The following is a 21546-nucleotide window of genomic DNA, read 5'->3' as shown; positions in this document are numbered from 1 at the left end:
GCCATGGCAAAGCAGGCCAAGAACTTCAAGAAGTCGAAGACCGGGCTGTACGTATCGCTCGGCAGCACCGCGTTCGGCGCGATCAGCGTCGCCAAGCAGGCGAAGCTCGCGCGCAACGACAACGACGTGCTGCGGCTCATCGACGCCGCGGTGTCCGCCGCCGCCATCGTCACCGGCCTCGCGATCCTCTATCGCGAACTGAAGCGTCTCGGCGACGACGACGTCCTGCTGGGCTGAGAGGGAAAGTTTCACCGTGACTGTCATCGACCTGGAGTCGTACGAGGACGCCCTCGCGACGTACGACCCCGTCATGGGCCTCGAGGTCCATGTGGAGCTCGGCACCAAGACCAAGATGTTCTGCGGCTGCTCCACCGAGCTCAAGCAGGACGCCAACTCGCAGACCTGCCCGGTCTGCCTCGGGCTGCCCGGCGCGCTGCCGGTGGTCAACGAGATCGGCGTCGAGTCGGCCATCAAGATCGGTCTCGCGCTGAACTGCGAGATCGCCGAGTGGTGCCGCTTCGCCCGGAAGAACTACTTCTATCCGGACATGCCGAAGAACTTCCAGACCTCCCAGTACGACGAGCCGATCGCCTTCGACGGCTATCTGGACGTCCAGCTGGAGGACGGGGAGATCTTCCGGGTGCAGATCGAGCGCGCCCACATGGAGGAGGACACCGGCAAGTCGACGCACGTCGGCGGCGCCACCGGCCGTATCCACGGCGCGTCCCACTCCCTGCTCGACTACAACCGCGCGGGCATCCCGCTCATCGAGATCGTCACCAAGCCGATCGAGGGAGCGGGCGCACGCGCCCCCGAGGTCGCCAAGGCGTACGTCGCCGAGCTCCGCGAGCTCATCAAGGCGCTCGGTGTCTCGGAGGCCCGCATGGAGATGGGCCAGATGCGCTGCGACGTCAACCTGTCGCTGCGCCCGAACGGCACCGAGAAGTTCGGCACCCGCTCCGAGACGAAGAACGTGAACTCCCTGCGTTCCGTCGAGCGGGCCGCCCGCTTCGAGATCCAGCGCCATGCCGCGGTGCTGAACTCCGGCGGCACGATCGTGCAGGAGACCCGGCACTTCCACGAGGAGGACGGCTCCACCACGGCCGGCCGCATCAAGGACAACGCCGAGGACTACCGCTACTTCCCCGAGCCCGACCTCGTGCCGGTCGCCCCGGCCCGGGAGTGGGTCGAGGAGCTGCGCAAGGGGCTCCCCGAGCTGCCGCGGCTGCGCCGTGCCCGGCTCAAGGAGGAGTGGGGCATCTCGGAGCACGACATGCAGTCCATCCTCAACGCGGGCGCGGTCGAGCTGATCGTCGCCACGATCGAGGCGGGCGCGCCGTCGGACCAGGCCCGCAAGTGGTGGATGGGCGAGCTGGCCCGTAACGCCAACGAGACCGGCCGCGGCCTCGACGAGCTGCCCGTCACCCCGGCGCAGGTCGCCCGGGTCGCCGAGCTCGTCGCCGCGGGCGACCTCAACGACAAGCTGGCCCGGCAGGTCCTCGAAGGCGTCCTCGCGGGCGAGGGCGACCCGGACACCGTCGTCGAGAAGCGCGGCCTGAAGGTCGTCTCCGACGAGGGCGCCCTGTCCGCGGCCGTGGACGAGGCCATCGCGGGCAACGCCGCCGTCGCGGACAAGATCCGCGGCGGCAAGGTCGCGGCGGCCGGGGCGCTCGTCGGCGCCGTCATGAAGGCCACCCGGGGCCAGGCGGACGCCGCCCGGGTGCGTGAGCTGATCCTGGAGAAGCTCGGCGTCGAGGGCTGAGCCCCCGCCGCCCCGCGCGTCCCCGAAGGGGCGGTGCACCCGTACTGCGGGCGCACCGCCCCTTCGGGCGTACGGACGCCGTTTGGACTTTCGGTGCCGACCTGTTGGACGTTCACCACGGGTCCGCGCGCAGTCCTTCCCGCCGCCACCTGGGCTGATTAGCTTCCCGGCTGTAACCACCGAATGGGGAGGCTCTTTTGACCACGGACATGTCACGGCGACGGCTCTTCGCCCTGGGCGGCGGTGCGCTCGGCGCCGCTGCGGCCGGATCGTTCCTGCCGCCGTCGCTCCAGGCGGCCATCGCCGCGCAGCCCGCCCACGCGGGGCCCGGCGGGGGAGGGCTGCGGGACATCAGACATGTGGTGATCCTGATGCAGGAGAACCGTTCCTTCGACCACTACTTCGGCACCCTGCGCGGGGTCCGGGGATTCGGTGACCGCAACGCCATCGAGCTGCCCGCCGGCGGGACGGTGTTCGAGCAGCCCGGCGCGGCCGGCTCCACCGTGCTGCCCTTCCCGGTGCGCGGGGCGGCCGAGGAGCAGAAGAAGGACCTCCAGTACATCGGCGCTCTCGACCACTCCTGGAACGGCGGGGCGAAGGCCTGGGGCGGCGGCTGGATGAACGGCTGGATCAGCGCGAAGACCGCGGCGACCATGGCGTACTACGACCGCCGTGACATCCCGCTGCACTACGAGCTGGCCGACACCTTCACCGTCTGCGACGCCTACCACTCCTCGATCCACAGCTCCACCAGCCCCAACCGCAACCACCTGTGGAGCGGGAAGACCGGCTTCGAGCCGAACGGGAAGCGGGCCGTCGGCAACGACGCGTACGACGAGGGCACCCACCCCGGCTACGACTGGTCCACCTATGCCGAACGGCTGGAGAAGGCCGGGCGCAGCTGGCGGACGTACACCGAGTGGGAGAACTTCACCGACAACCAGATCGAGTTCTACGCCACCTTCAAGGCCGTCGCCCGCAAGGCGCTCGCCAGGACGGGCGGGCACACCTACATGGAGTCCTTCTACGCGAAGGTCCGGGGCGCGTCCGCGGCCGAACGGGAGCGGCTGCTCGGACTCCTGGAGGAGGGCGTGGCCACGCTCACCGCGAAGGAGCGCAGCCTGTTCGAGCGGGCGCTGCGCCGGGTGCCGACCGGGACGCTGGCCGAGGAGTTCGCCAAGGACGTGGCGGCCGGCACGCTGCCGGAGGTCTCCTACCTGGTCCCCTCGGCGATCGACTCCGAGCACCCGAGCGTCTCCTCGCCGGTGCACAGCGCCACCGTCGTGTACAAGATCCTCGACGCGCTCGGTAAGCACCCGGACGTGTGGCGGCACACCGCCGTACTGATCAACTACGACGAGAACGACGGCTTCTTCGACCACGTGCCGCCGCCCGTGGCACCGCCCGAGGTGACCGACGAGCAGTGGGAGGGCCGTCCCACCGGGCTCGGGATCCGGGTGCCGCTGCTCGTCGTCTCGCCGTGGACCGTCGGCGGCTACGTCTGCTCCGAGGTCTTCGACCACACCTCGGTCATCCGCTTCCTGGAGCGCTGGACCGGCGTGAAGGAGCCCAACATCAGCGACTGGCGGCGCCGTGTCACCGGCGATCTCACCTCCGCCTTCGACTTCACCCGGCCCCGGCGGCAGCCCGCCGTGGAGCGGCCCGGGGTGATCCCGCCGCTCAGCGGCCGCTGGCAGCCGAAGCCGCCCGCCGTCCAGCACCTGCCCGAGCAGGAGCCCGGCGCCCGCCCGGCGCGTCCGCTGCCCTACCAGCCCGACGCCCAGGCCCGGCGGGCGGGCGGCGGTCTGCGGGTGGAGCTCGGCAACAGCGGCAGGGCCTCGGCGCACTTCGCGCTCTACCCGTACGCGGGTGAGTTCCCGGCCCCGCAGCACCAGGACGTCCGGGGCACCGGGCACTGGACCGTCCCGCTGACGGGGGAGGCGTACCGCTTCACGGTCACGGGTCCCAACGGCTTCCGGCGCGAGTTCGAGGGACCTGCCGACGGCGCGGCGGAGGTCGCCACCCGGATCGACGTCCGCGACCGGGACCTGCACCTCACCCTGCGCAACACCGGCCGCCGGACCCTGACCTTCCTGGTCCGGCCGCTCGGCTACGTCGACGAGGACGACCTGCGGAACTGGACCCGCCGGGTCACCGTCAAGCCCGGCCGCAGCCGTACGGTCGTGCACTCGGCGGCCGACGCCCACGGCTGGTACGACCTCGCCGTCACGGCCGAGGGCGAGGACGGCTTCCGCCGGCGGCTGATGGGACACATCGAGAACGGCCGCGCGAGTGTCTCGGGCTGATCCGGCCGGCGGTCACCGGGCCTGATCCGTCCCGCCCTGTGCGGCAAACGGACCAGGCCCTGTGACCATGGCCACGAAAGGGACAAAGGATCACCTTCTGCTGTCAGAGTGGCGTTCTCAGGTCATGAGGCGTTTACGGGCAGATCACATTATCTGCGGGTAAAGGTCCACGAACCCGCAGGGAGCACGTCCCTTGGCTGCCATCGCCCGCTGGTGCGTCACGCACCGCCTTCTCGCCGTTCTCATCTGGCTGTGCGCCCTCGGCGGCACGGCCGCCGCCGCGGGCTTCGCGGGTTCCGCGTACACCAACGACTACGAGGCGCCCGGCACCGAATCCGGCCGGGCCGCCGAGCTGTTGAAGAGCGGCTTCAAGGACCTCGGCGGCGACACCGACACCATCGTCTGGCACACCGCCGGCTCCACCGTGCGCGCCGCCGACGTCGAGCAGAAGATGACCCGGACCCTGCACGCCGTCGAGCGGCTGCCGGGCGTCGGAGCCGTCGAGGGGCCGTACACCCAGGCCGGCGGCGGACAGATCAGCACGGACGGGCACACCGCGTACGCCACCGTCACCTTCGACCGGCGGGCCGACGACGTACCGGTCGAACAGGCCCGGGCGGTCGTGGACACCGCGAAGGCCGCCGAGAGCGACCACCTCCGCGTCGAACTGGGCGGCTCGGCCATCGCCCTCACCGAGGCGCCCGCCGCTCATCTCAGCGAGGCCATCGGGGTGGTCGTCGCGGCCGTCGTGCTCTTCCTCGCCTTCGGATCGCTCGCCGCCAGCATGCTGCCCATCGCCACCGCGCTGGTCTCGGTCGGCACGGCGTACGCGGGCATCGTGCTGCTCGGTCATGTGATGACCGTCGCCGACTTCGCGCCCATGCTGGGGATGCTGATAGGGCTCGGCGTCGGCATCGACTACGCGCTTTTCATCGTCACCCGGCACCGCAGAGGGCTGCGGCGCGGCATGACCGTGCCCGAGGCCGCGCAGCACGCGGTCGCCACCACCGGCCGGGCGGTCGTCTTCGCCGGTGCCACCGTCTGCATCGCCCTGCTCGGCATGCTGATCCTGCGGCTGAGCTTCCTCAACGGTGTCGCCGTCGCCGCCTCGCTCACGGTCGTGCTGACCGTCGCCGCCTCCGTGACCCTGCTGCCCGCCCTGCTCTCCCTCATCGGGATGCGGGCGCTCAGCAGACGCGAGCGCGCCCGGCTGGCCGCGCACGGCCCGCAGCCCGAACCGCCCACCGGGTTCGCCGCCCGCTGGTCCGCCTTCGTCGAGCGGCACCCCAAGCTGCTCGGCGCCGTCGCCGCCGCGGTGATGCTGGTCCTCGCGCTGCCCACCTTCGCGCTCCACCTGGGCAGCTCCGACCAGGGCAACAACGCGAAGACCTCGACCACCCGGCAGGCCTACGACCTGCTCGCCGACGGCTTCGGTCCCGGCGTCAACGGGCCGCTGACCGTCGCCGCGCACCTCGACGGCGCCGACGACCGGCTCGCCATGGACGCCCTGCCCGCGACCCTGCGGGCCACCGAAGGGGTCGCCTGGGCCTACCCGGTCACCTACAACTCCAGCGGCGACACCGCGTACGTCACCGTCGTCCCGGACTCCGCCCCGCAGTCCCGGCAGACCAGCGCCCTCGTCGACCGGCTGCGCACGGACGTCCTGCCGGAGGCGGCGGACAACACCTCGCTGGAGACCCATGTGGGCGGGGTGACGGCCAGCTACGACGACTTCGCCGGGATCATCGTCGGCAAGCTCCCGCTCTTCATCGGCGTGGTCATAGGGCTCGGCTGTCTGCTCCTGCTGATGGCCTTCCGGTCCGTCGGCATCCCGCTGAAGGCGGCCGCGATGAACGTCGCGGCGGTCGCCTCGTCGTTCGGCGTGGTCGTCGCGATCTTCCAGTGGGGCTGGGGGAGCGAGCTGCTGGGCCTGGGCAGCGCGGGCCCCATCGAGCCCTTCCTGCCGGTGATCATGGTCTCCGTGCTCTTCGGCCTCTCCATGGACTACCAGGTGTTCCTGGTCGGCCGGATGTACGAGGAGTGGCTGGAGACCGGCGACAACCGGCGGGCGGTCCGGGTCGGCCTCGCCGAGACCAGCCGGGTGATCAACTCGGCCGCTGTGATCATGATCTCGGTCTTCCTCGCCTTCGTGCTCAGCGGCGACCGGGTCATCGCGATGTTCGGCATCGCGCTGGCCGCCGCCGTCGCCCTGGACGCCTTCGTCCTGCGCACCCTGCTCGTCCCGGCCCTGATGCATCTGCTGGGCGGGGCCAACTGGTGGCTGCCCGGCTGGCTGGACCGCCGGCTGCCCCGGCTGAGCATCGAGCCGCCCGAGTGCCGGGCCCCGCACGCGCGGATCCCGGAGGCCGCCGCACCCGAGCACGACGAGGCCGCGCAGCGCGTCCACTGACCGGCGCGCCCTCGTTAAGAGGGTTCTCATCTGCGGCACCTAGCGTGCGGCAGATGAACCCCACGACTCCCACCACTCCCACCGCTCCCGTCGCCGAGGGCGACGAGGAGAAGAAGACGACGACGGAGAAGGCCGTCACCGACACCGCCCCCGAGCAGGCGGCGGAGCAGCACGCCGAGGAGAGCCGGGGGGCCGCGTCCCAGAGCGCGGAGCAGGACCCGGACGCCGGACCCGACGCCGCGGACTCCTACGACGACGACAGCGCGGCCGGCCAGGAGTCCGCCGGTCTCGGTGCGGCCGCGGCGGCCGTCGTCGCCGCCGGACTCGGGATCGTCTCGCTCACCGGAGCCTGGAGCGGCCGGGTCGCCGCGGAGCGCGAGACCCTCATCGGCCAGATCAAGACCTCGTCCGGCGGCTCGGCCGCCCAGCAGATCTCCGAGATCTACGGCGACGCCTGGCACGCCACCGCGCTCGTCAACGGCCTCTTCGGCCTGCTCGCCCTGCTGGTCGGCGTCTTCGTCCTGGTCCGTCCGCTGTTCGGCGCCCCCGCCGCGCACCCCCAGGCGGGCTGGGTGCGCGCGGTGGCCAGGGGCGGCATCGCACTCGGTGTCCTCGGCATCCTGATCGCCGTCGGCATGTACTTCGACCTGATCGTCGCCCTGCCCACGGCGGCGACCCCGTCGGCGGGCTAGGAACCCCCGCACCCGCCTAGGGCGTGTCGTCAAACTGGCGTCTGCCGGGCGACGACACCAGTTTGACGACACGCCCTAGGGCGGCCCCGGGCACGGCCTAAGGCATCCGAGGCCCCCTCCTCCGCTCCTCTGCGGCGGCCGGGGCCCCCGCCTAAGGCCCCCGGCCGCCGCAGATGCGGAACTCGCCCGATGCGGCGCACCCCCCTGGGGGACGAGAGTGGTGGCACGGCAGAGGAACTGCCGCCACCGAGGCCCAACGGGCCCGTCACCAGGGGGATTCACATGTACGAGCTGGAGCTGCAGAAGATCCGCGAAGCCGAACTCATCCGCCGCGCCGACCGCGAGCGGCTGGTCCGGGCCGCCCGGCTGGCCCGCCGGGACGCGCGCCGGGCGGCGCGCGGCTCCGTACGCCAGGAAGGCGAGAGGACGGTGAGTACGGACCGGGGCCGGGAGCACTTCACGCACGCCGCGTAAGGGCGACGAAGGTGCCCGCCCCGCTTCCCGGATCCGCGTTGTCGGACCTGTGTGCGATGCTCGGCGACGTGGAGACCAGGTCAGTCAGTCCCGTGTTCGTCGGCCGCGCAGGTGAACTCACCGCGCTCACCGATGCGCTCGCCCGCGCCACCGCCGAGACCGCCGGCCACGCCGGCGGTCTCGGCGGTGAGCCGCAGGCGCTGCTCATCGGGGGCGAGGCCGGGGTCGGCAAGACCCGGCTGGTCGAGGAGTTCCTCGCCTTCGCCGTCCGCAACGAGGCCGTCGTCGCCGTCGGCGGCTGCGTCGAGATCGGCGCCGACGGCCTGCCGTACGCCCCCTTCTCCACGGCTCTGCGCGGCCTGCTGCGCACCCTGCCCGACGAGATGGCCGCCGCCTGCGCCGGCCAGGAGCGCGAGCTGGCCCGGCTCCTGCCCGAACTCGGCGAGGCCCGCCGCGACGCCGCCGACGAGCACGGCACCGCCCGCCTCTTCGAACTCACCGCCCGGCTGCTGGAGCGCATCTCCGCCGACCGCACGGTCGTGCTCGTCCTGGAGGACCTGCACTGGGCAGACTCCTCCACCCGCCACCTCCTGGCCTACCTCTTCCGCACGCTGCGCTCCGGCCGCCTCGTGGTCATCGGCACCTACCGGGCCGACGACATCCACCGCCGCCACCCGCTGCGCCCCCTGCTGGCCGAGCTGGACCGGCTGCGCACCGTCCGCCGCATCGAGCTCGCCCGCTTCAACCGGGCCGAGGTCCGCCGCCAGCTCACCGGCATCCTCGCCGAGACACCCGAACCCGCCCTGGTGGACGAGATCTTCGAGCGCTCCGACGGCAACGCCTTCTTCGTCGAGGAGCTGGCCTGCACCCTGGAGTGCGGGGCCGGTGCCGGACTGCCCGACTCGCTGCGCGACCTCCTGCTGGTCCGTGTCGAGGCACTCTCCGACGACGCCCAGCGGGTCGCCAGGATCGTCGCCGAAGGCGGCTCCACCGTCGAGTACGAGCTGCTCGCCGCCGTCGCCGGCCTCGGCGAGGACGAGCTCATCGAAGCCCTGCGGGGAGCCGTCGGCGCCAACCTCCTGCTCACCACCCCGGAGGGCAACGGCTACCGCTTCCGGCACTCCCTGGTCCGCGAGGCCGTCAGCGACGACCTGCTCCCGGGCGAACGCTCCCGGCTCAACCGCCGCTACGCCCAGGCCCTGGAGGCCGACCCCACCCTCGTACGGGAGGGCGAGCGCGCCACCCGCCTCGCCAGCTACTGGTACGGGGCACACGACCCGGCCAAGGCCCTGCCCGCCGTCCTGAAGGCCTCCGTCGAGGCGCGCCACCGCAACGCCTACGCCGAGCAACTGCGGCTGCTGGAGCGGGCGATGGAGCTGTGGGACGACGCCCCCGAAGAGGTGCGCAGCACCCTGCGCCCCATCGACTACGCCGAGGTCTACCCCGCCTGCGGCTGCGACGGCTCCACCCCGCTGCGGTATCTCGACCTGATGGCCGAGGCCACCGTCGCCGCCCGCTTCGGCAGCGAGCGCGAACGGGCCCTGGCCATCTGCAAGAAGGCCCTGCGCGTCCTGGACAGCGAGGAGGACGCCCTGCGCGCCGCCTGGTTCTGGGTCCAGCGCTCCCGCCTCGTCCAGGACCTCACCCGGGGCGACGGCTGGGAGGAACTGGCCACGGCCGAGCGGCTGGTGCGCGGCCTGCCCCCGTCGGCCGTGCACGCGGACGTGCTGATGAGCGTGGCCGGCTGGGGCGCGCTGCACCGGCCCGGCGCCGAGACCCTGGCCGCCGCCGACCGGGCCGTGGAGTACGCCCGGCTGGTCGGCGACGAGTACATCGAGCTGCACGCGCGGCTCACCCGGGGCTGGCTGAACGCCGACGCCGGGGCCGTCGACGAGGGCATCGCCGAGATGTACAGCGTCCGCGACCGGGCCGACCGGCTGGGTCTCGTCGGCATCATGGGCCGCGCCGGCATCAACCTCCCCTCCACCCTGGAGGCCATGGGCCGTTCCCTGGAGGCGGTGGCCGCCGCCGATCACGGCATCGAGGTCTGCCACAGCCACGGCGTCGCGGACATGGAGGCCTGGGTCCGCACCAACCAGGCGATGTCGCTGTTCTCCCTGGGCCGCTGGGACGAGGCCATCGCCACCACGGACGCCGCGGCCCGCGTGGCGCTCTCCCGCAAGCCGCAGGGGCTGGTGGCGGGCCGCCGCACGGAAGTGGCGCTGGCCCGGGGCGACCTCGCCGAGGCCGAACGGCAGCTGGCCCTGGCCCAGCAGCACTTCGGCCACAGCGATCCGCAGCCGCAGCACTTCATCAACCCCGTCCGGCACACGATCATGCTCGCCGTGCAGCAGGGCCGCCTCGCCGACGCCCGGGCCGCCTTCGAGGCCCAGGCGGAAGAGGGCTTCCCGACCGGCATCCAGCGGTACGCCTTCCCGCTGCTCCATGTCATCGCGGCGGCCGAGGCCGACGCCCGGGGCCTGCCCGCCACCGAGCCGGGCCGGCCGGCCGTCCTGGCCCTCGTCCGGACCCATCTCAAGCGGCTGCCCGCCCTCGTGCCCGTCTGGGCCGCCTACGGGCTGCTCATCGACGCGGAACTCGCCAGGGCCGAGGGCCTGGACACCCCCGATCACTGGGAGCGCGCCGCCCGGGAGTTCGCCCCGCTGCACCGCCCGTACGAACTGGCCCAGATCCGCCACCGCTGGGCGGAGTCCCTGCTCACCGCCCAGGGCGACCGGGCCACGGCCACCTCCCTGCTGCGCGAGGCCCATGGCACCGCCGTACGACTGCGGGCCCGCCCGCTCACCGAGACCATCGAGCTGCTGGCGGGCCGCGCCCGCATCCCCCTCACCGCCGCCGGCACGGCTTCCGGACCGGGGGAGGAGGGCGAGATCCCCGTCGCGGTGCTGGTCCCCGACGGCTCCGGAGCCACCGGGGAGCCGCCGGGCCGGGACCACTCCGAGGAGCAGCTCCGCGCCGCCGCTGCCGCCGCCGTGGAGTCCTTCGGGCTGACCCCGCGCGAACAGGACGTGCACCGGCTCGTCGCCGCCGGCCTCACCAACCGGCGGATCGCCGAGGAGCTCTACATCTCACCCAAGACCGCGAGCGTCCACGTCTCCAACATCCTGGCCAAGCTCGGGGTGGCCGGCCGGGGCGAGGCCGCCGCCCTCGCCCACCGGCTGCGGCTCTACCGGATGCCGGAGAACTCCTGACCCGGACCCCGCGCCCCGGGGCGGCCCGCCCGGCCCACGAGGTCACCCGTCCGTGCCGTCGTCGTCCCCGTCCGCCTCGGCGGGCTCGTCGCCGTCGTCGCGGCGGCGGATGACGACCTTGCCCGAGGTGAGGTCGATCGGGCCCCGGGCGGGGTCGCCGACGCCGAGGTCCACCCGGGTCAGCTCCAGCCGCTTCTGCTCCTCGGCGGCGTGCTTGCGGCCGGGTGCGAAGAGTTCCTCGAAGAAATTGAACACGGGCCGCGCACCCTTCCGCCTGCTGTATTCCGCTAGCGCACCTGGGCCACCAGGATCTTGTCGTCTCCCGGCCCGGGGGTGCCGCGGGTGTCCGTCTCGCTCGTGACGAGCCAGAGCTTGTCGCCGCCCGCCGCGAGCACGGTGCGCAGACGGCCGTACTTCCCTTCCAGGAACGACTGGGGGGCGGCGAGAGGTTCCTTCTCCGCCTCACCGGACAACGGGATCCGCCAGAGCCGTTCGCCCCGCAGACCGGCCATCCAGACCGAGCCCTTGACGAAGGCGATGCCGCTCGGCGACGCCTCGGACGTCTTCCACTGTGCCACGGGATCGCGGAAACCCGCCTTGTGGGCCGTGCCCTCGACATCCGGCCAGCCGTAGTTCCCGCCGGGCACGATCCGGTTCAGCTCGTCCCACGTGTCCTGGCCGAACTCGGACGCCCAGAGCTGCTTGTGGCTGTCCCAGGCGAGCCCCTGCACATTGCGGTGACCGTACGAATACACCACGGAGTCGGCCTGCGGATTGCCGTGCAGCGGCTCGCCGTCCGGCGTCATCCGCAGGATCTTGCCCGCCAGTGAACTCTTGTCCTGGGCGCGGCCGTCGTCCCCGGTCTCGCCCGTGCCCGCGTAGAGCATGTGGTCCGGGCCGAAGGCGATCCGGCCGCCGTTGTGGATGGTGCCCTTGGGGATGCCGCGCAGAATCGTGTCCGGGGCGCCGAGCTGCTGGCCCGGCGTCGTCCCGTTCTCGTCGTAGAGCATGCGGGCGATGCGGTTGTCCGACGCGGTGGTGAAGTAGGCGTACACCAGATGGTCCGTGCCGAAATCGGGGGAGACGGCGATGCCCAGCAGCCCGCCCTCGCCGTCCGGAGCCACACCGGGCACGGTCCCCACCCGGGTCTTCTTCCCGCTCTTCGCGTCGACCCGGGTGATCGTGCCCTTGTCCCGCGAGCCCACCAGCAGATCACCGCCCGGCAGCTCCGCCAGGCCCCACGGCGACTCCAGCCCCTCGGTGAGCGTCGACACCACCTTCACCGAGCCCTTCGCGGGCGGCAGATCGGCCGCCGGGCGCGAGGCGGACGGCGACGCCGTCCGCCCGGACGAGGCGGCGGGCGACCCGGCCGGCGAACTCGCCCCCTGACCCGCCGAGCTCTCCATGCCCTCCTGGGAGGAACACCCCGCGGCCAGCATCAGGGCGCCGGCCGCCAGCACGGCCACCGCACCCCGCCGCGCCCCGCGACCCGTCCCGCCGGGCGCCCCACGACGCCCCACCGGGTCCTGCTCTGATCCGAACACCGCACCGATCCCTTCGACGGCCGCCTGTCTACTGTTCTTACACCGCGGGCGGGCCGCAGGTTCCCGAAGCCCGCCGGATTTCTCGCACGCGGGTGAACGCGGCGGCCGGCGGGCGCCGCGCTCAGTCCCAGGACTCCCGCGCCGCCGGCAGCCGCTCGATCTCCGCCAGGTCCCGCGCCGTCAGCATCAGCCCGGCCGCCCCCGCGTTCTCCACGGCCCACCGCTCCCGCTTGGCCCCCGGCACCGGAACCACCTGCGGCCCCTGCCGCAGCACCCAGGCCAGCGCCACCTGCGCGGGCGTCGCCCCGTGCCGCTCCGCGATCCGCCGCAGCCCCACCACCACCGGCTGGTTCGCCGCCATCATCTCGGCGGTGAACCGAGGATGCCTGGCCCGCAGATCCTCCGGCTCGAAGCCCTGCCCCGGTGTGAGCGTCCCCGTCAGATAGCCGTTGCCCAGCGGCATCGCCGCCAGCACCCCCACCCCGCGCGCCGCACACCACGGAAGCAGCGCCTCCAGCGCCTGCGGCGACCACACCGAGAGCTCCGCCTGCACCGCGCTCACCGGGAAGACCTGCTGCACCCGCTCCAGCTGCCGGATCGTTCCGTCATGCATCCGGGCCCCCGGCCGGCGCGCGGCCCGCGCACCGACCGCGCACAGCCCCAGCGCCCGCACCTTCCCCGCACCCACCAGCTCCGCCATCGCGCCCCAGGTCTCCTCGACGGGCACCTCGGGGTCGGCCCGGTGCAGTTGGTACAGGTCGATCACATCGGTCTGCAGCCGCCGCAGCGAGGCGTCGCAGGCCCGTCGTACGTACCCCGGCCTGCCGTTCGCCACGATGTGCTGATCGCCCACCAGCAGACCGCACTTGGTGGAGACGAAGGCGTCCGCGCGGCGTCCCTTCAGGGCCCGCCCCACCAGCAGCTCGTTGGTGAACGGGCCGTACATGTCGGCGGTGTCCAGCAGATCGACGCCCGCGTCGAGCGCCGCGTGCACCGCACGCAACGCGCGGTCACCGCGCTGCTGGGAGGCGCTGTACGCCCAGCTCATCGGCATGCAGCCGAGACCGACCGCGCCCACGGCGAGCGCCGCCGCACCGAGACTCCTGCGCTCCAACTCCCCGAACCCTCCCTCGCACCGCAGCCCCAAAACTAACCTCTGCGTCGCGCCGGGCTTCGCATAGCCTCCTGACCATGACTTCCACCACGCGCTCCGCCGCCGTCCCCGACGTCTGGCTGCCCGTCCCCGCCGACGAGATCGAGGGCCTTCCCGAGGGCCTCGGCTACCGCCTCTGGGACGGCGGGCAGGACTTCCCCGCCGACCCCGCGCACTGTGCCTTCTACGTCGTCCCGTACATGAAGGGCCCGCAGGTCGCGGTGCGCCCGCTGCGGGAGATGACCGGGGTCCAGGTCGTGCAGACCCTCTCCGCAGGCATCGACCACGTCGAGCCGGGGCTCGGACTGCTGCCCGCCGGGGTGCGCCTGTGCAACGCCAAAGGCGTCCACGAGGCGTCCACGGCCGAACTCGCCCTCGCGCTCGTCCTCGCCTCCCTGCGCGGCTTTCCCGGCTTCGTGCACGGCCAGGACAACGAGGAGTGGCGCTCCGGCTTCTACCCGGCGCTCGCCGACAAGTCCGTGCTGATCGTGGGGTACGGCTCGATCGGATCCGCCATCGAGGACCGGCTCACGCCCTTCGAGTGCGCGCGGGTGGCGCGCGTCGCGCGCTCCGCGCGGACCACCGCACGCGGGCCCGTACACACGCTCGACGACCTTCCCGCACTGTTGCCCGAGGCCGACGTCGTCATCCTGTCCACCCCGCTCAACCCCTCCACACAGGGGCTGGTCGGCGCGGACTTCCTCGCGGCCATGCGGGACGGGGCACTGCTGGTGAACGTCGCCCGGGGCGGCGTCGTGGACACCAAGGCCCTGCTGTCCGAACTCGAGTCCGGCCGGCTGCGGGCCGCTCTCGACGTCACCGACCCGGAACCGCTGCCGTCCGGCCACCCCCTCTGGCATGCTCCGAACGTCCTGATCACTCCGCATGTCGGCGGCAGCACCTCGGCGTTCATGCCGCGCGCCAAGCGTCTGATCGCCGGACAGCTCAGCCGCTTCGCCGCGGGGGAGCCGGTGCACAACGTCGTGCGTACCACCGGCTGAACACGCTCCGAGCGGGATCGAGTGCGCTCCGTACCGACAACACCCCAGGTCGTCACGGAGAGTAGAGGAACTATGTCCCTGCGTGACGAGTCTGGTGTATCGTCCCGAAAGGGGGGCTGCGTCGTGGAAGGGGCGGCGCGGGGGAGGAAGCCACACGCGAGGGGGGCGACGGGCGATGTACGGCCGATGGGCGAACGATCCGACACGGCAGGGCGGCCGACGGCGGCCGGTGGTACGGCCGGTGCGCCGCCGCCGCAGCCGGCCGGCGACCTCGGGGGCACCCCGGTGAGCACGCGCGGAGCGTTCCTGACCCGGCAGCAGGCCGTGGGCCGGGCGCCGGCGCTGCTCCCCCAGCTCCTCCTCGGCCTCGTCTGCGCCGGATACGCGGTGGGTGCGGCCATGGGCTGGGGATCGGAGCAAGTGGCGCTCTTCATGGGCGACTTCGGCCTCAGCGCCGCCGCCCTGGTCGCCGCGGTCTCCTGCTTCCTGTTCGCCCGCTCCGCTGAGAACAGATTCCGGCCCGCCTGGCTGCTGTTCTCCGTCTCCTCACTGATGGCCGCGGGGGGCAACGGGGTCTGGGGCTGGTACGAGTTCGTGCGCGGGGTCGAGGTGCCCAGCCCCTCCCTGGCCGACCTGTTCTACCTCTGCTTCGCGCCGCCCGCCATCGTCGGACTGCTCGTCCTCGCCAAGCGCCCCGTCACCCGGGCCGGCTGGGTGTGCCTGGTCCTGGACTCCTGGCTGATCGGCGGATCGCTCCTCACCCTCTCCTGGAGCCTCGCCCTCGCCCACACCGCGCACATGGCGGACGTCGAGGGCGCCAGCGTGGCCCGCGCGGCGCTCTCGCTGGCCTATCCGCTGCTCGACATCGTGCTCGTCTCCATGGTCCTCGCGCTGCACTTCCGGCGCTCCAGCGTCAACCGCGCCGCGGTGAACACCGCCATCGCCGCGCTCGCCCTGACCGTGCTGTGCGACGCCCTGTTCACCTCGCCCCTGCTGCGCCAGACCTACCACTCCGGCCAGCTGCTCGACGCCGGCTGGTTCGCCGGCTCGCTGCTCCTGGCGTACGCGCCCTGGGGCGCCGGCCGCGAGGAGGACAACGCTGTCCAGGCGCGGCCCGCCGGATCACTCACCGCCAGCCGCCCCATCGCGGGCTCACTGGCCGCGCTGACGCCCTATCTCGCCGCCGCCGTCTGCACCCTGGGCATCCTGTACAACGTGATCGAGGGCCGCCGGGTGGACCGGGTCGTCGTCTTCACCGGGTGCACGGTGGTGCTCGCCCTCGTCGTCCGGCAGGGCATCATGCTCGTCGACAACATCGCCCTCACCCAGGAACTGGCCCAGAAGGAGAACCACTTCCGCTCCCTGGTGCAGGGCTCCAGCGATGTCATCATGATCGCCGCCCCCACCGGCATACTGCGCTACGTCAGCCCCGCCGCCGCCGGTGTCTACGGGCGCGACGCGGACGACCTGGTCGGCGCCGAGCTGTCCTCGATCATCCATCCCGACGACCTGGGGCGGGTGGTCCACGAGGTGCGGCGGTTCCTCGCCGCCCCGCCGGGCGAGGAACCCACCACCCGGATCGAGTGCCGCTTCCGGTCCGGGTCCGGCGACTGGCTGAACGTCGAGTCCACCGTCAACCGCCACCAGGGCGGCCTGATCCTCAACAGCCGCGACGTCACCGAACGGGTCCGGCTCCAGGCCCAGTTGCAGCACAACGCCGAGCACGACCCGCTCACCGACCTGCCCAACCGGGCGCTGTTCACCAACCGCGTCCGCCAGGCACTGGGCGGCCGCAGGGCGGGCGACGCGGGCACCGCCGTGCTCTTCATCGACCTCGACGGCTTCAAGGCCGCCAACGACCGGCTGGGCCACCAGGCGGGCGACGAGCTGCTGATCCAGGCGGCCCGCCGCCTCCAGGACTCCGTACGGGCCGGGGACACCGCGGCCCGCCTCGGGGGCGACGAGTTCGCGGCCCTGATCGTCGGCGACGGCGGCCGCGACCAGGGCGCCCGGGAGTACCAGGTCCACGAGATCGCCGACCGGCTGCGCCTCACGCTCTCCGAGCCGTACCGCATCGGCGCCGGCGAGGTCCGGGTCACCGCCTCCATCGGCGTCGCCTTCGCCGAGCCCGGCATCACCCCCAACGACCTCATGCGCAACGCGGACCTCGCCATGTACCGCGCCAAGGCCGGCGGCAAGGACCGCGTCGAGCTGTACGCCCCGCAGATGCAGGCCGAGGTGGTGCGCCGCTCCGAGCTCACGGCCCGGCTGCGCACCGCCCTGCGCGACGGCGAGTTCGCGCTGCTCCACCAGCCCGTGGTGCACCTCGCCAGCGGTACGGTCGCGGCCGTCGCCGCCCAGGCCCGCTGGCGCTCCGCCCAGGGCATCCTTTTCACCCCCGCCGAGTTCCTCCGTATCGCCGAGGACAGCGACCGCACCGCCGAGCTGGGCCGCTGGCTCCTGGAGGAGGCCGTCGAGCAGGCCGCCGACCGGGCCAGGGCCGGACACCAGGTCTCCGTGGCCGTCCGGCTCTCCGCCCGCCGGCTGCTCGACAAGGGGATGCCGTTCAGCTCCGTGGAGGCCCTGCTCACCCGGTACGGACTGCCGTCCGGGGCGCTCATGATCGAGGTCGCCGACAGCGACTCCCGGGTCTCCTTCGACGACCTGGAACAGCGCCTGGTCGCCCTGCGCCGGCTCGGCGTACGGATCGCGCTCGACGGCTTCGGCAGCGGTTACGCCGCGATCAACGCCCTGCGCCGGCTCCCCATCGACGTACTGAAACTGGACCGCGGCCTGGTCGAGGGCGTCGTCGAGTCCGCCCGGCTGCACAAGATCACCAGCGGCCTGCTGCGGATCGCCTGCGACCTCGGGATGCAGTCCGTGGCCGACGGCGTGGACGTCCCGGAGCAGGTCCTGGCGCTGCGCGCGATGGGCTGTACGCACGGCCAGGGGATGGCCTTCTCCGGGCCTCTGGACGAGTACCGGCTGCGCCGCGCCCTGGCCCGCGGCGAGTTCCCGGTGCCCGGCAGCACGGCCGCCCAGCCGGTCCTGGCGGGCGGCTCGATCCCCCTGCTCAGCGGCTCACATGGTGAGACGTCCGTCCCACCCACTTGACACGCCGAGTGCGTCGGAGAGAGGGTCAATGCCATGCGCACCCGAATTCTCGTACTTGGAAAGCGCGTCGGCTGAAGCAGAGTCCCTCGATGACACTCTGCACCCCGCCCCGACGCGCTCCCCTCGCTTGCCTCCCGGCACGAGGGGTTTTTTGTTGCACCGGCACCACGCAAACCGTCGTAAAACACTCGCAATAACCCTCAGCTTCGAGAAGAGAATGCCGATGACCGAGCAGGCCACCGGGGCCCACCATCCCCAGCCGCGGGCCCGTAACGGCGGACCGTCCTCCGCCTCCGTTGAGCACCTCACGGGCGCGCAGTCCCTCATCCGCTCTCTCGAGGAAGTCGGGGCCGACACGGTATTCGGCCTCCCCGGCGGCTGCATCCTCCCGGCGTACGACCCGCTGATGGACTCCACCCGGGTCCGCCACATCCTGGTCCGCCACGAGCAGGGCGCGGGCCACGCGGCCACCGGCTACGCGCAGGCCACCGGCAAGGTCGGTGTCTGCATGGTCACCTCGGGCCCCGGCGCCACCAACCTCGTCACCCCGATCGCCGACGCGGCCATGGACTCCGTGCCGATGGTCGCGATCACCGGCCAGGTGGCCTCCGGCGCCATCGGTACGGACGCCTTCCAGGAAGCCGACATCTGCGGCATCACCATGCCGATCACGAAGCACAACTTCCTGGTCACCCGCGCCGAGGACATCGCGCACACGATCGCCGAGGCGTTCCACATCGCCTCCACCGGCCGCCCGGGGCCGGTCCTCGTCGACATCGCCAAGGACGCGCTGCAGTCGAAGACCACCTTCAGCTGGCCGCCGGTGATGGACCTGCCGGGCTACCGCCCGGTCACCAAGCCGCACGCCAAGCAGATCCGCGAGGCCGCCAAGCTCATCGCCCAGGCCAAGCGCCCGGTGCTGTACGTGGGCGGCGGCGTCATGAAGGCCGGCGCCACCGCCGAGCTGAAGGTCCTGGCCGAGCTCACCGGAGCGCCCGTCACCACCACCCTGATGGCGCTCGGCTCCTTCCCCGACAGCCACCCGCTGCACGTGGGAATGCCCGGCATGCACGGTTCGGTCACCGCCGTCACCGCGCTGCAGAAGGCCGACCTGATCGTCGCCCTCGGCGCCCGCTTCGACGACCGGGTCACCGGCAAGCTGGACAGCTTCGCCCCGTACGCCAAGATCGTCCATGCGGACATCGACCCGGCCGAGATCGGCAAGAACCGCGCCGCCGACGTGCCGATCGTCGGTGACGCCCGCGAGGTCATCGCCGACCTCGTCCAGGCCGTTCAGGCCGAGCACACGGAGGGCAACACCGGCGACTACGGCGCCTGGTGGAAGGACCTCAACCGCTGGCGCGAGACCTACCCGGTCGGCTACGACCTGCCCGACGACGGCAGCCTCTCGCCGCAGCAGGTCATCCAGCGCATCGGTGAACTCGCCCCCGAGGGCACGATCTTCGCGGCGGGTGTCGGCCAGCACCAGATGTGGGCCTCGCACTTCATCCAGTACGAGCAGCCCGCCACCTGGCTGAACTCCGGCGGTGCCGGGACGATGGGCTACGCGGTCCCGGCCGCGATGGGCGCCAAGGCCGGCATGCCGGACCGCACGGTCTGGGCGATCGACGGCGACGGCTGCTTCCAGATGACCAATCAGGAGCTCACCACCTGCGCCCTGAACAACATCCCGGTCAAGATCGCCATCATCAACAACGGCGCGCTCGGGATGGTCCGCCAGTGGCAGACCCTGTTCTACAACCAGCGGTACTCCAACACCGTGCTGCACTCCGGCCCGGACGCGGACGGCAACGCCGCCAGGGGCACCCGCGTCCCGGACTTCGTCAAGCTGTCCGAGGCCATGGGCTGCTACGCGATCCGCTGCGAGGACCCGGCCGACCTGGACAAGGTCATCGCCGAGGCCAACGCGATCAACGACCGCCCGGTCGTCATCGACTTCATCGTCCACGAGGACGCCATGGTGTGGCCGATGGTCGCCGCCGGCACCTCCAACGACGAGGTCATGGCAGCACGCGGCGTCCGCCCCGACTTCGGCGACAACGAAGACGACTGAGAGACAGAGAGAGACCGACTTCCATGTCCACCAAGCACACGCTCTCCGTCCTGGTCGAGAACAAGCCCGGTGTCCTCGCCCGGATCACGGCCCTGTTCTCCCGCCGCGGCTTCAACATCGACTCGCTCGCGGTCGGCACCACCGAACACCCCGACATCTCCCGCATCACCATCGTCGTGAATGTCGAGGACCTGCCCCTGGAGCAGGTGACCAAACAGCTCAACAAGCTGGTCAACGTCCTGAAGATCGTCGAACTCGAGCCGGCCGCTGCGATCCAGCGCGAGCTCGTCCTGGTGAAGGTGCGCGCTGACAGCGAGACCCGCTCCCAGATCGTCGAGATCGTCCAGCTGTTCCGTGCCAAGACCGTCGATGTCTCCCCCGAGGCCGTCACGATCGAGGCGACCGGCGGAGCCGACAAGCTGGAGGCGATGCTCAAGATGCTGGAGCAGTACGGCATCAAGGAGCTCGTCCAGTCCGGCACCATCGCCATAGGACGTGGCGCGCGCTCGATCACCGACCGGTCCCTGCGCGCTCTCGACCGCACGGCGTAATCACCCGGGATCCGCCCTACCGCTCGTATGGCGAGACCCGCACACGTATCTGACGCACCCCGCCGTACGGTGGGACGCAACACCTGCACACCAAGGAGAAGACCCAGTGGCCGAGCTGTTCTACGACGACGATGCCGACCTGTCCATCATCCAGGGCCGCAAGGTCGCGGTCATCGGCTATGGCAGCCAGGGCCACGCCCACGCGCTGTCGCTGCGCGACTCGGGTGTCGACGTCCGTGTCGGTCTGCACGAGGGCTCCAAGTCCAAGGCCAAGGCCGAGGAGCAGGGCCTGCGCGTGGTGACCCCGTCCGAGGCCGCCGCCGAGGCCGACGTCATCATGATCCTGGTGCCGGACCCGATCCAGGCCCAGGTCTACGAGGAGTCCATCAAGGACAACCTCAAGGACGGCGACGCGCTGTTCTTCGGCCACGGCCTGAACATCCGCTTCGACTTCATCAAGCCGCCGGCCAACGTCGACGTCTGCATGGTCGCCCCCAAGGGCCCGGGTCACCTGGTCCGCCGGCAGTACGAGGAGGGCCGCGGCGTCCCGTGCATCGTGGCCGTCGAGCAGGACGCCTCGGGCAAGGGCCTGGAGCTCGCCCTGTCGTACGCCAAGGGCATCGGCGGCACCCGCGCCGGCGTCATCAAGACGACCTTCACCGAGGAGACCGAGACCGACCTCTTCGGCGAGCAGGCCGTCCTCTGCGGTGGCACCGCCGCCCTGGTCAAGGCCGGCTTCGAGACCCTGACCGAGGCCGGTTACCAGCCGGAGATCGCCTACTTCGAGTGCCTGCACGAGCTGAAGCTCATCGTCGACCTCATGTACGAGGGCGGGCTGGAGAAGATGCGCTGGTCCATCTCGGAGACCGCCGAGTGGGGCGACTACGTCACCGGCCCGCGCATCATCACGGACGCCACCAAGGCCGAGATGAAGAAGGTGCTCGCCGAGATCCAGGACGGCACCTTCGCCAAGAACTGGATGGCCGAGTACCACAACGGTCTGCCCAAGTACAACGAGTACAAGAAGGCCGACAGCGACCACCTGCTGGAGACCACCGGCCGCGAGCTGCGCAAGCTCATGAGCTGGGTCAACGACGAGGACGCGTAACACCGAGGCCCGAAGGGGCGGATCCCCGGATCCGCCCCTTCGGGCTTCCGCCCTGCTTCACCGCTGGAAGAGGCGGCGTCGTACGTGTGTACAAGTCGTCCAGCCTCATGTGGGTGATCCTTCCAACGGGGCGCAGTATGCGTCC

15 protein-coding genes are annotated in these 21546 nt (G+C 71.9%); 12 read left to right on the top strand and 3 right to left on the bottom strand.

The window, feature by feature from the left end:
- The first annotated feature begins 3 nt into the window (after nucleotides 1–3).
- The 7 genes from RLT58_RS10345 (at nucleotide 4) to RLT58_RS10315 (ending at nucleotide 10856) form a co-directional block, all read left to right on the top strand.
- Entirely contained in the window at nucleotides 4–237 is a 234-nt protein-coding gene (locus RLT58_RS10345) for a hypothetical protein (RefSeq protein WP_311314467.1), read from the top strand.
- A gap of 16 nt (nucleotides 238–253) precedes the next feature.
- Nucleotides 254–1762: an Asp-tRNA(Asn)/Glu-tRNA(Gln) amidotransferase subunit GatB gene (gatB, locus tag RLT58_RS10340; RefSeq protein WP_311310101.1), complete on the top strand. Its 1509-nt coding sequence runs from the start codon at nucleotides 254–256 to the stop codon at nucleotides 1760–1762.
- Between the two features lie 197 nt (nucleotides 1763–1959).
- Nucleotides 1960–4068, top strand: a complete 2109-nt coding sequence (locus tag RLT58_RS10335; protein WP_311310100.1) for a phosphocholine-specific phospholipase C — start codon at nucleotides 1960–1962, stop codon at nucleotides 4066–4068.
- A gap of 193 nt (nucleotides 4069–4261) precedes the next feature.
- Nucleotides 4262–6478: an MMPL family transporter gene (locus RLT58_RS10330; protein WP_311310099.1), complete on the top strand. Its 2217-nt coding sequence runs from the start codon at nucleotides 4262–4264 to the stop codon at nucleotides 6476–6478.
- A gap of 53 nt (nucleotides 6479–6531) precedes the next feature.
- Complete coding sequence (locus tag RLT58_RS10325) at nucleotides 6532–7170, top strand: hypothetical protein (protein ID WP_311310098.1); 639 nt, start codon at nucleotides 6532–6534, stop codon at nucleotides 7168–7170.
- Between the two features lie 282 nt (nucleotides 7171–7452).
- Complete coding sequence (locus RLT58_RS10320; protein ID WP_311310097.1) at nucleotides 7453–7644, top strand: hypothetical protein; 192 nt, start codon at nucleotides 7453–7455, stop codon at nucleotides 7642–7644.
- Nucleotides 7645–7700: 56 nt separating this feature from the next.
- Complete coding sequence (locus RLT58_RS10315; RefSeq protein WP_311314466.1) at nucleotides 7701–10856, top strand: helix-turn-helix transcriptional regulator; 3156 nt, start codon at nucleotides 7701–7703, stop codon at nucleotides 10854–10856.
- A 42-nt stretch (nucleotides 10857–10898) separates the two neighbouring features.
- Here the strand turns inward: RLT58_RS10315 and RLT58_RS10310 are convergent, their stop codons facing one another.
- The 3 genes from RLT58_RS10310 to RLT58_RS10300 all read right to left on the bottom strand — a co-directional run bounded on the left by RLT58_RS10310 (nucleotide 10899) and on the right by RLT58_RS10300 (nucleotide 13478).
- Nucleotides 10899–11111 (bottom strand): DUF6191 domain-containing protein, encoded by a 213-nt coding sequence (locus RLT58_RS10310; protein ID WP_311310096.1) that lies wholly within the window; start codon nucleotides 11109–11111, stop codon nucleotides 10899–10901.
- 32 nt (nucleotides 11112–11143) lie between these two features.
- Entirely contained in the window at nucleotides 11144–12322 is a 1179-nt protein-coding gene (locus RLT58_RS10305; RefSeq protein ID WP_399131859.1) for a PQQ-dependent sugar dehydrogenase, read from the bottom strand.
- A gap of 199 nt (nucleotides 12323–12521) precedes the next feature.
- Nucleotides 12522–13478: an aldo/keto reductase gene (locus RLT58_RS10300; RefSeq protein ID WP_311314464.1), complete on the bottom strand. Its 957-nt coding sequence runs from the start codon at nucleotides 13476–13478 to the stop codon at nucleotides 12522–12524.
- A gap of 113 nt (nucleotides 13479–13591) precedes the next feature.
- Between RLT58_RS10300 and RLT58_RS10295 the strand changes: the two genes are divergently transcribed.
- From RLT58_RS10295 to ilvC, 5 genes are all read left to right on the top strand, one after another.
- Nucleotides 13592–14554 (top strand): 2-hydroxyacid dehydrogenase, encoded by a 963-nt coding sequence (locus tag RLT58_RS10295; RefSeq protein ID WP_311310095.1) that lies wholly within the window; start codon nucleotides 13592–13594, stop codon nucleotides 14552–14554.
- A gap of 285 nt (nucleotides 14555–14839) precedes the next feature.
- Nucleotides 14840–17668, top strand: a complete 2829-nt coding sequence (locus RLT58_RS10290; RefSeq protein ID WP_399131856.1) for a putative bifunctional diguanylate cyclase/phosphodiesterase — start codon at nucleotides 14840–14842, stop codon at nucleotides 17666–17668.
- Between the two features lie 217 nt (nucleotides 17669–17885).
- Nucleotides 17886–19742, top strand: a complete 1857-nt coding sequence (locus tag RLT58_RS10285; RefSeq protein WP_311310093.1) for an acetolactate synthase large subunit — start codon at nucleotides 17886–17888, stop codon at nucleotides 19740–19742.
- Between the two features lie 23 nt (nucleotides 19743–19765).
- On the top strand, nucleotides 19766–20293 hold the full coding sequence (ilvN, locus tag RLT58_RS10280; protein ID WP_148020972.1) for an acetolactate synthase small subunit: 528 nt from the start codon (nucleotides 19766–19768) through the stop codon (nucleotides 20291–20293).
- 106 nt (nucleotides 20294–20399) lie between these two features.
- Complete coding sequence (gene ilvC, locus RLT58_RS10275; protein WP_311310092.1) at nucleotides 20400–21401, top strand: ketol-acid reductoisomerase; 1002 nt, start codon at nucleotides 20400–20402, stop codon at nucleotides 21399–21401.
- The last annotated feature ends 145 nt before the right edge of the window (nucleotides 21402–21546 follow it).

Origin of the sequence: Streptomyces sp. ITFR-16 (genome assembly GCF_031844705.1) — a bacterium.
Taxonomy (GTDB): domain Bacteria; phylum Actinomycetota; class Actinomycetes; order Streptomycetales; family Streptomycetaceae; genus Streptomyces.
The sequence above is the reverse complement of the archived record's forward strand: the minus strand, read 5'-3'. Positions and strand labels throughout refer to the sequence as shown.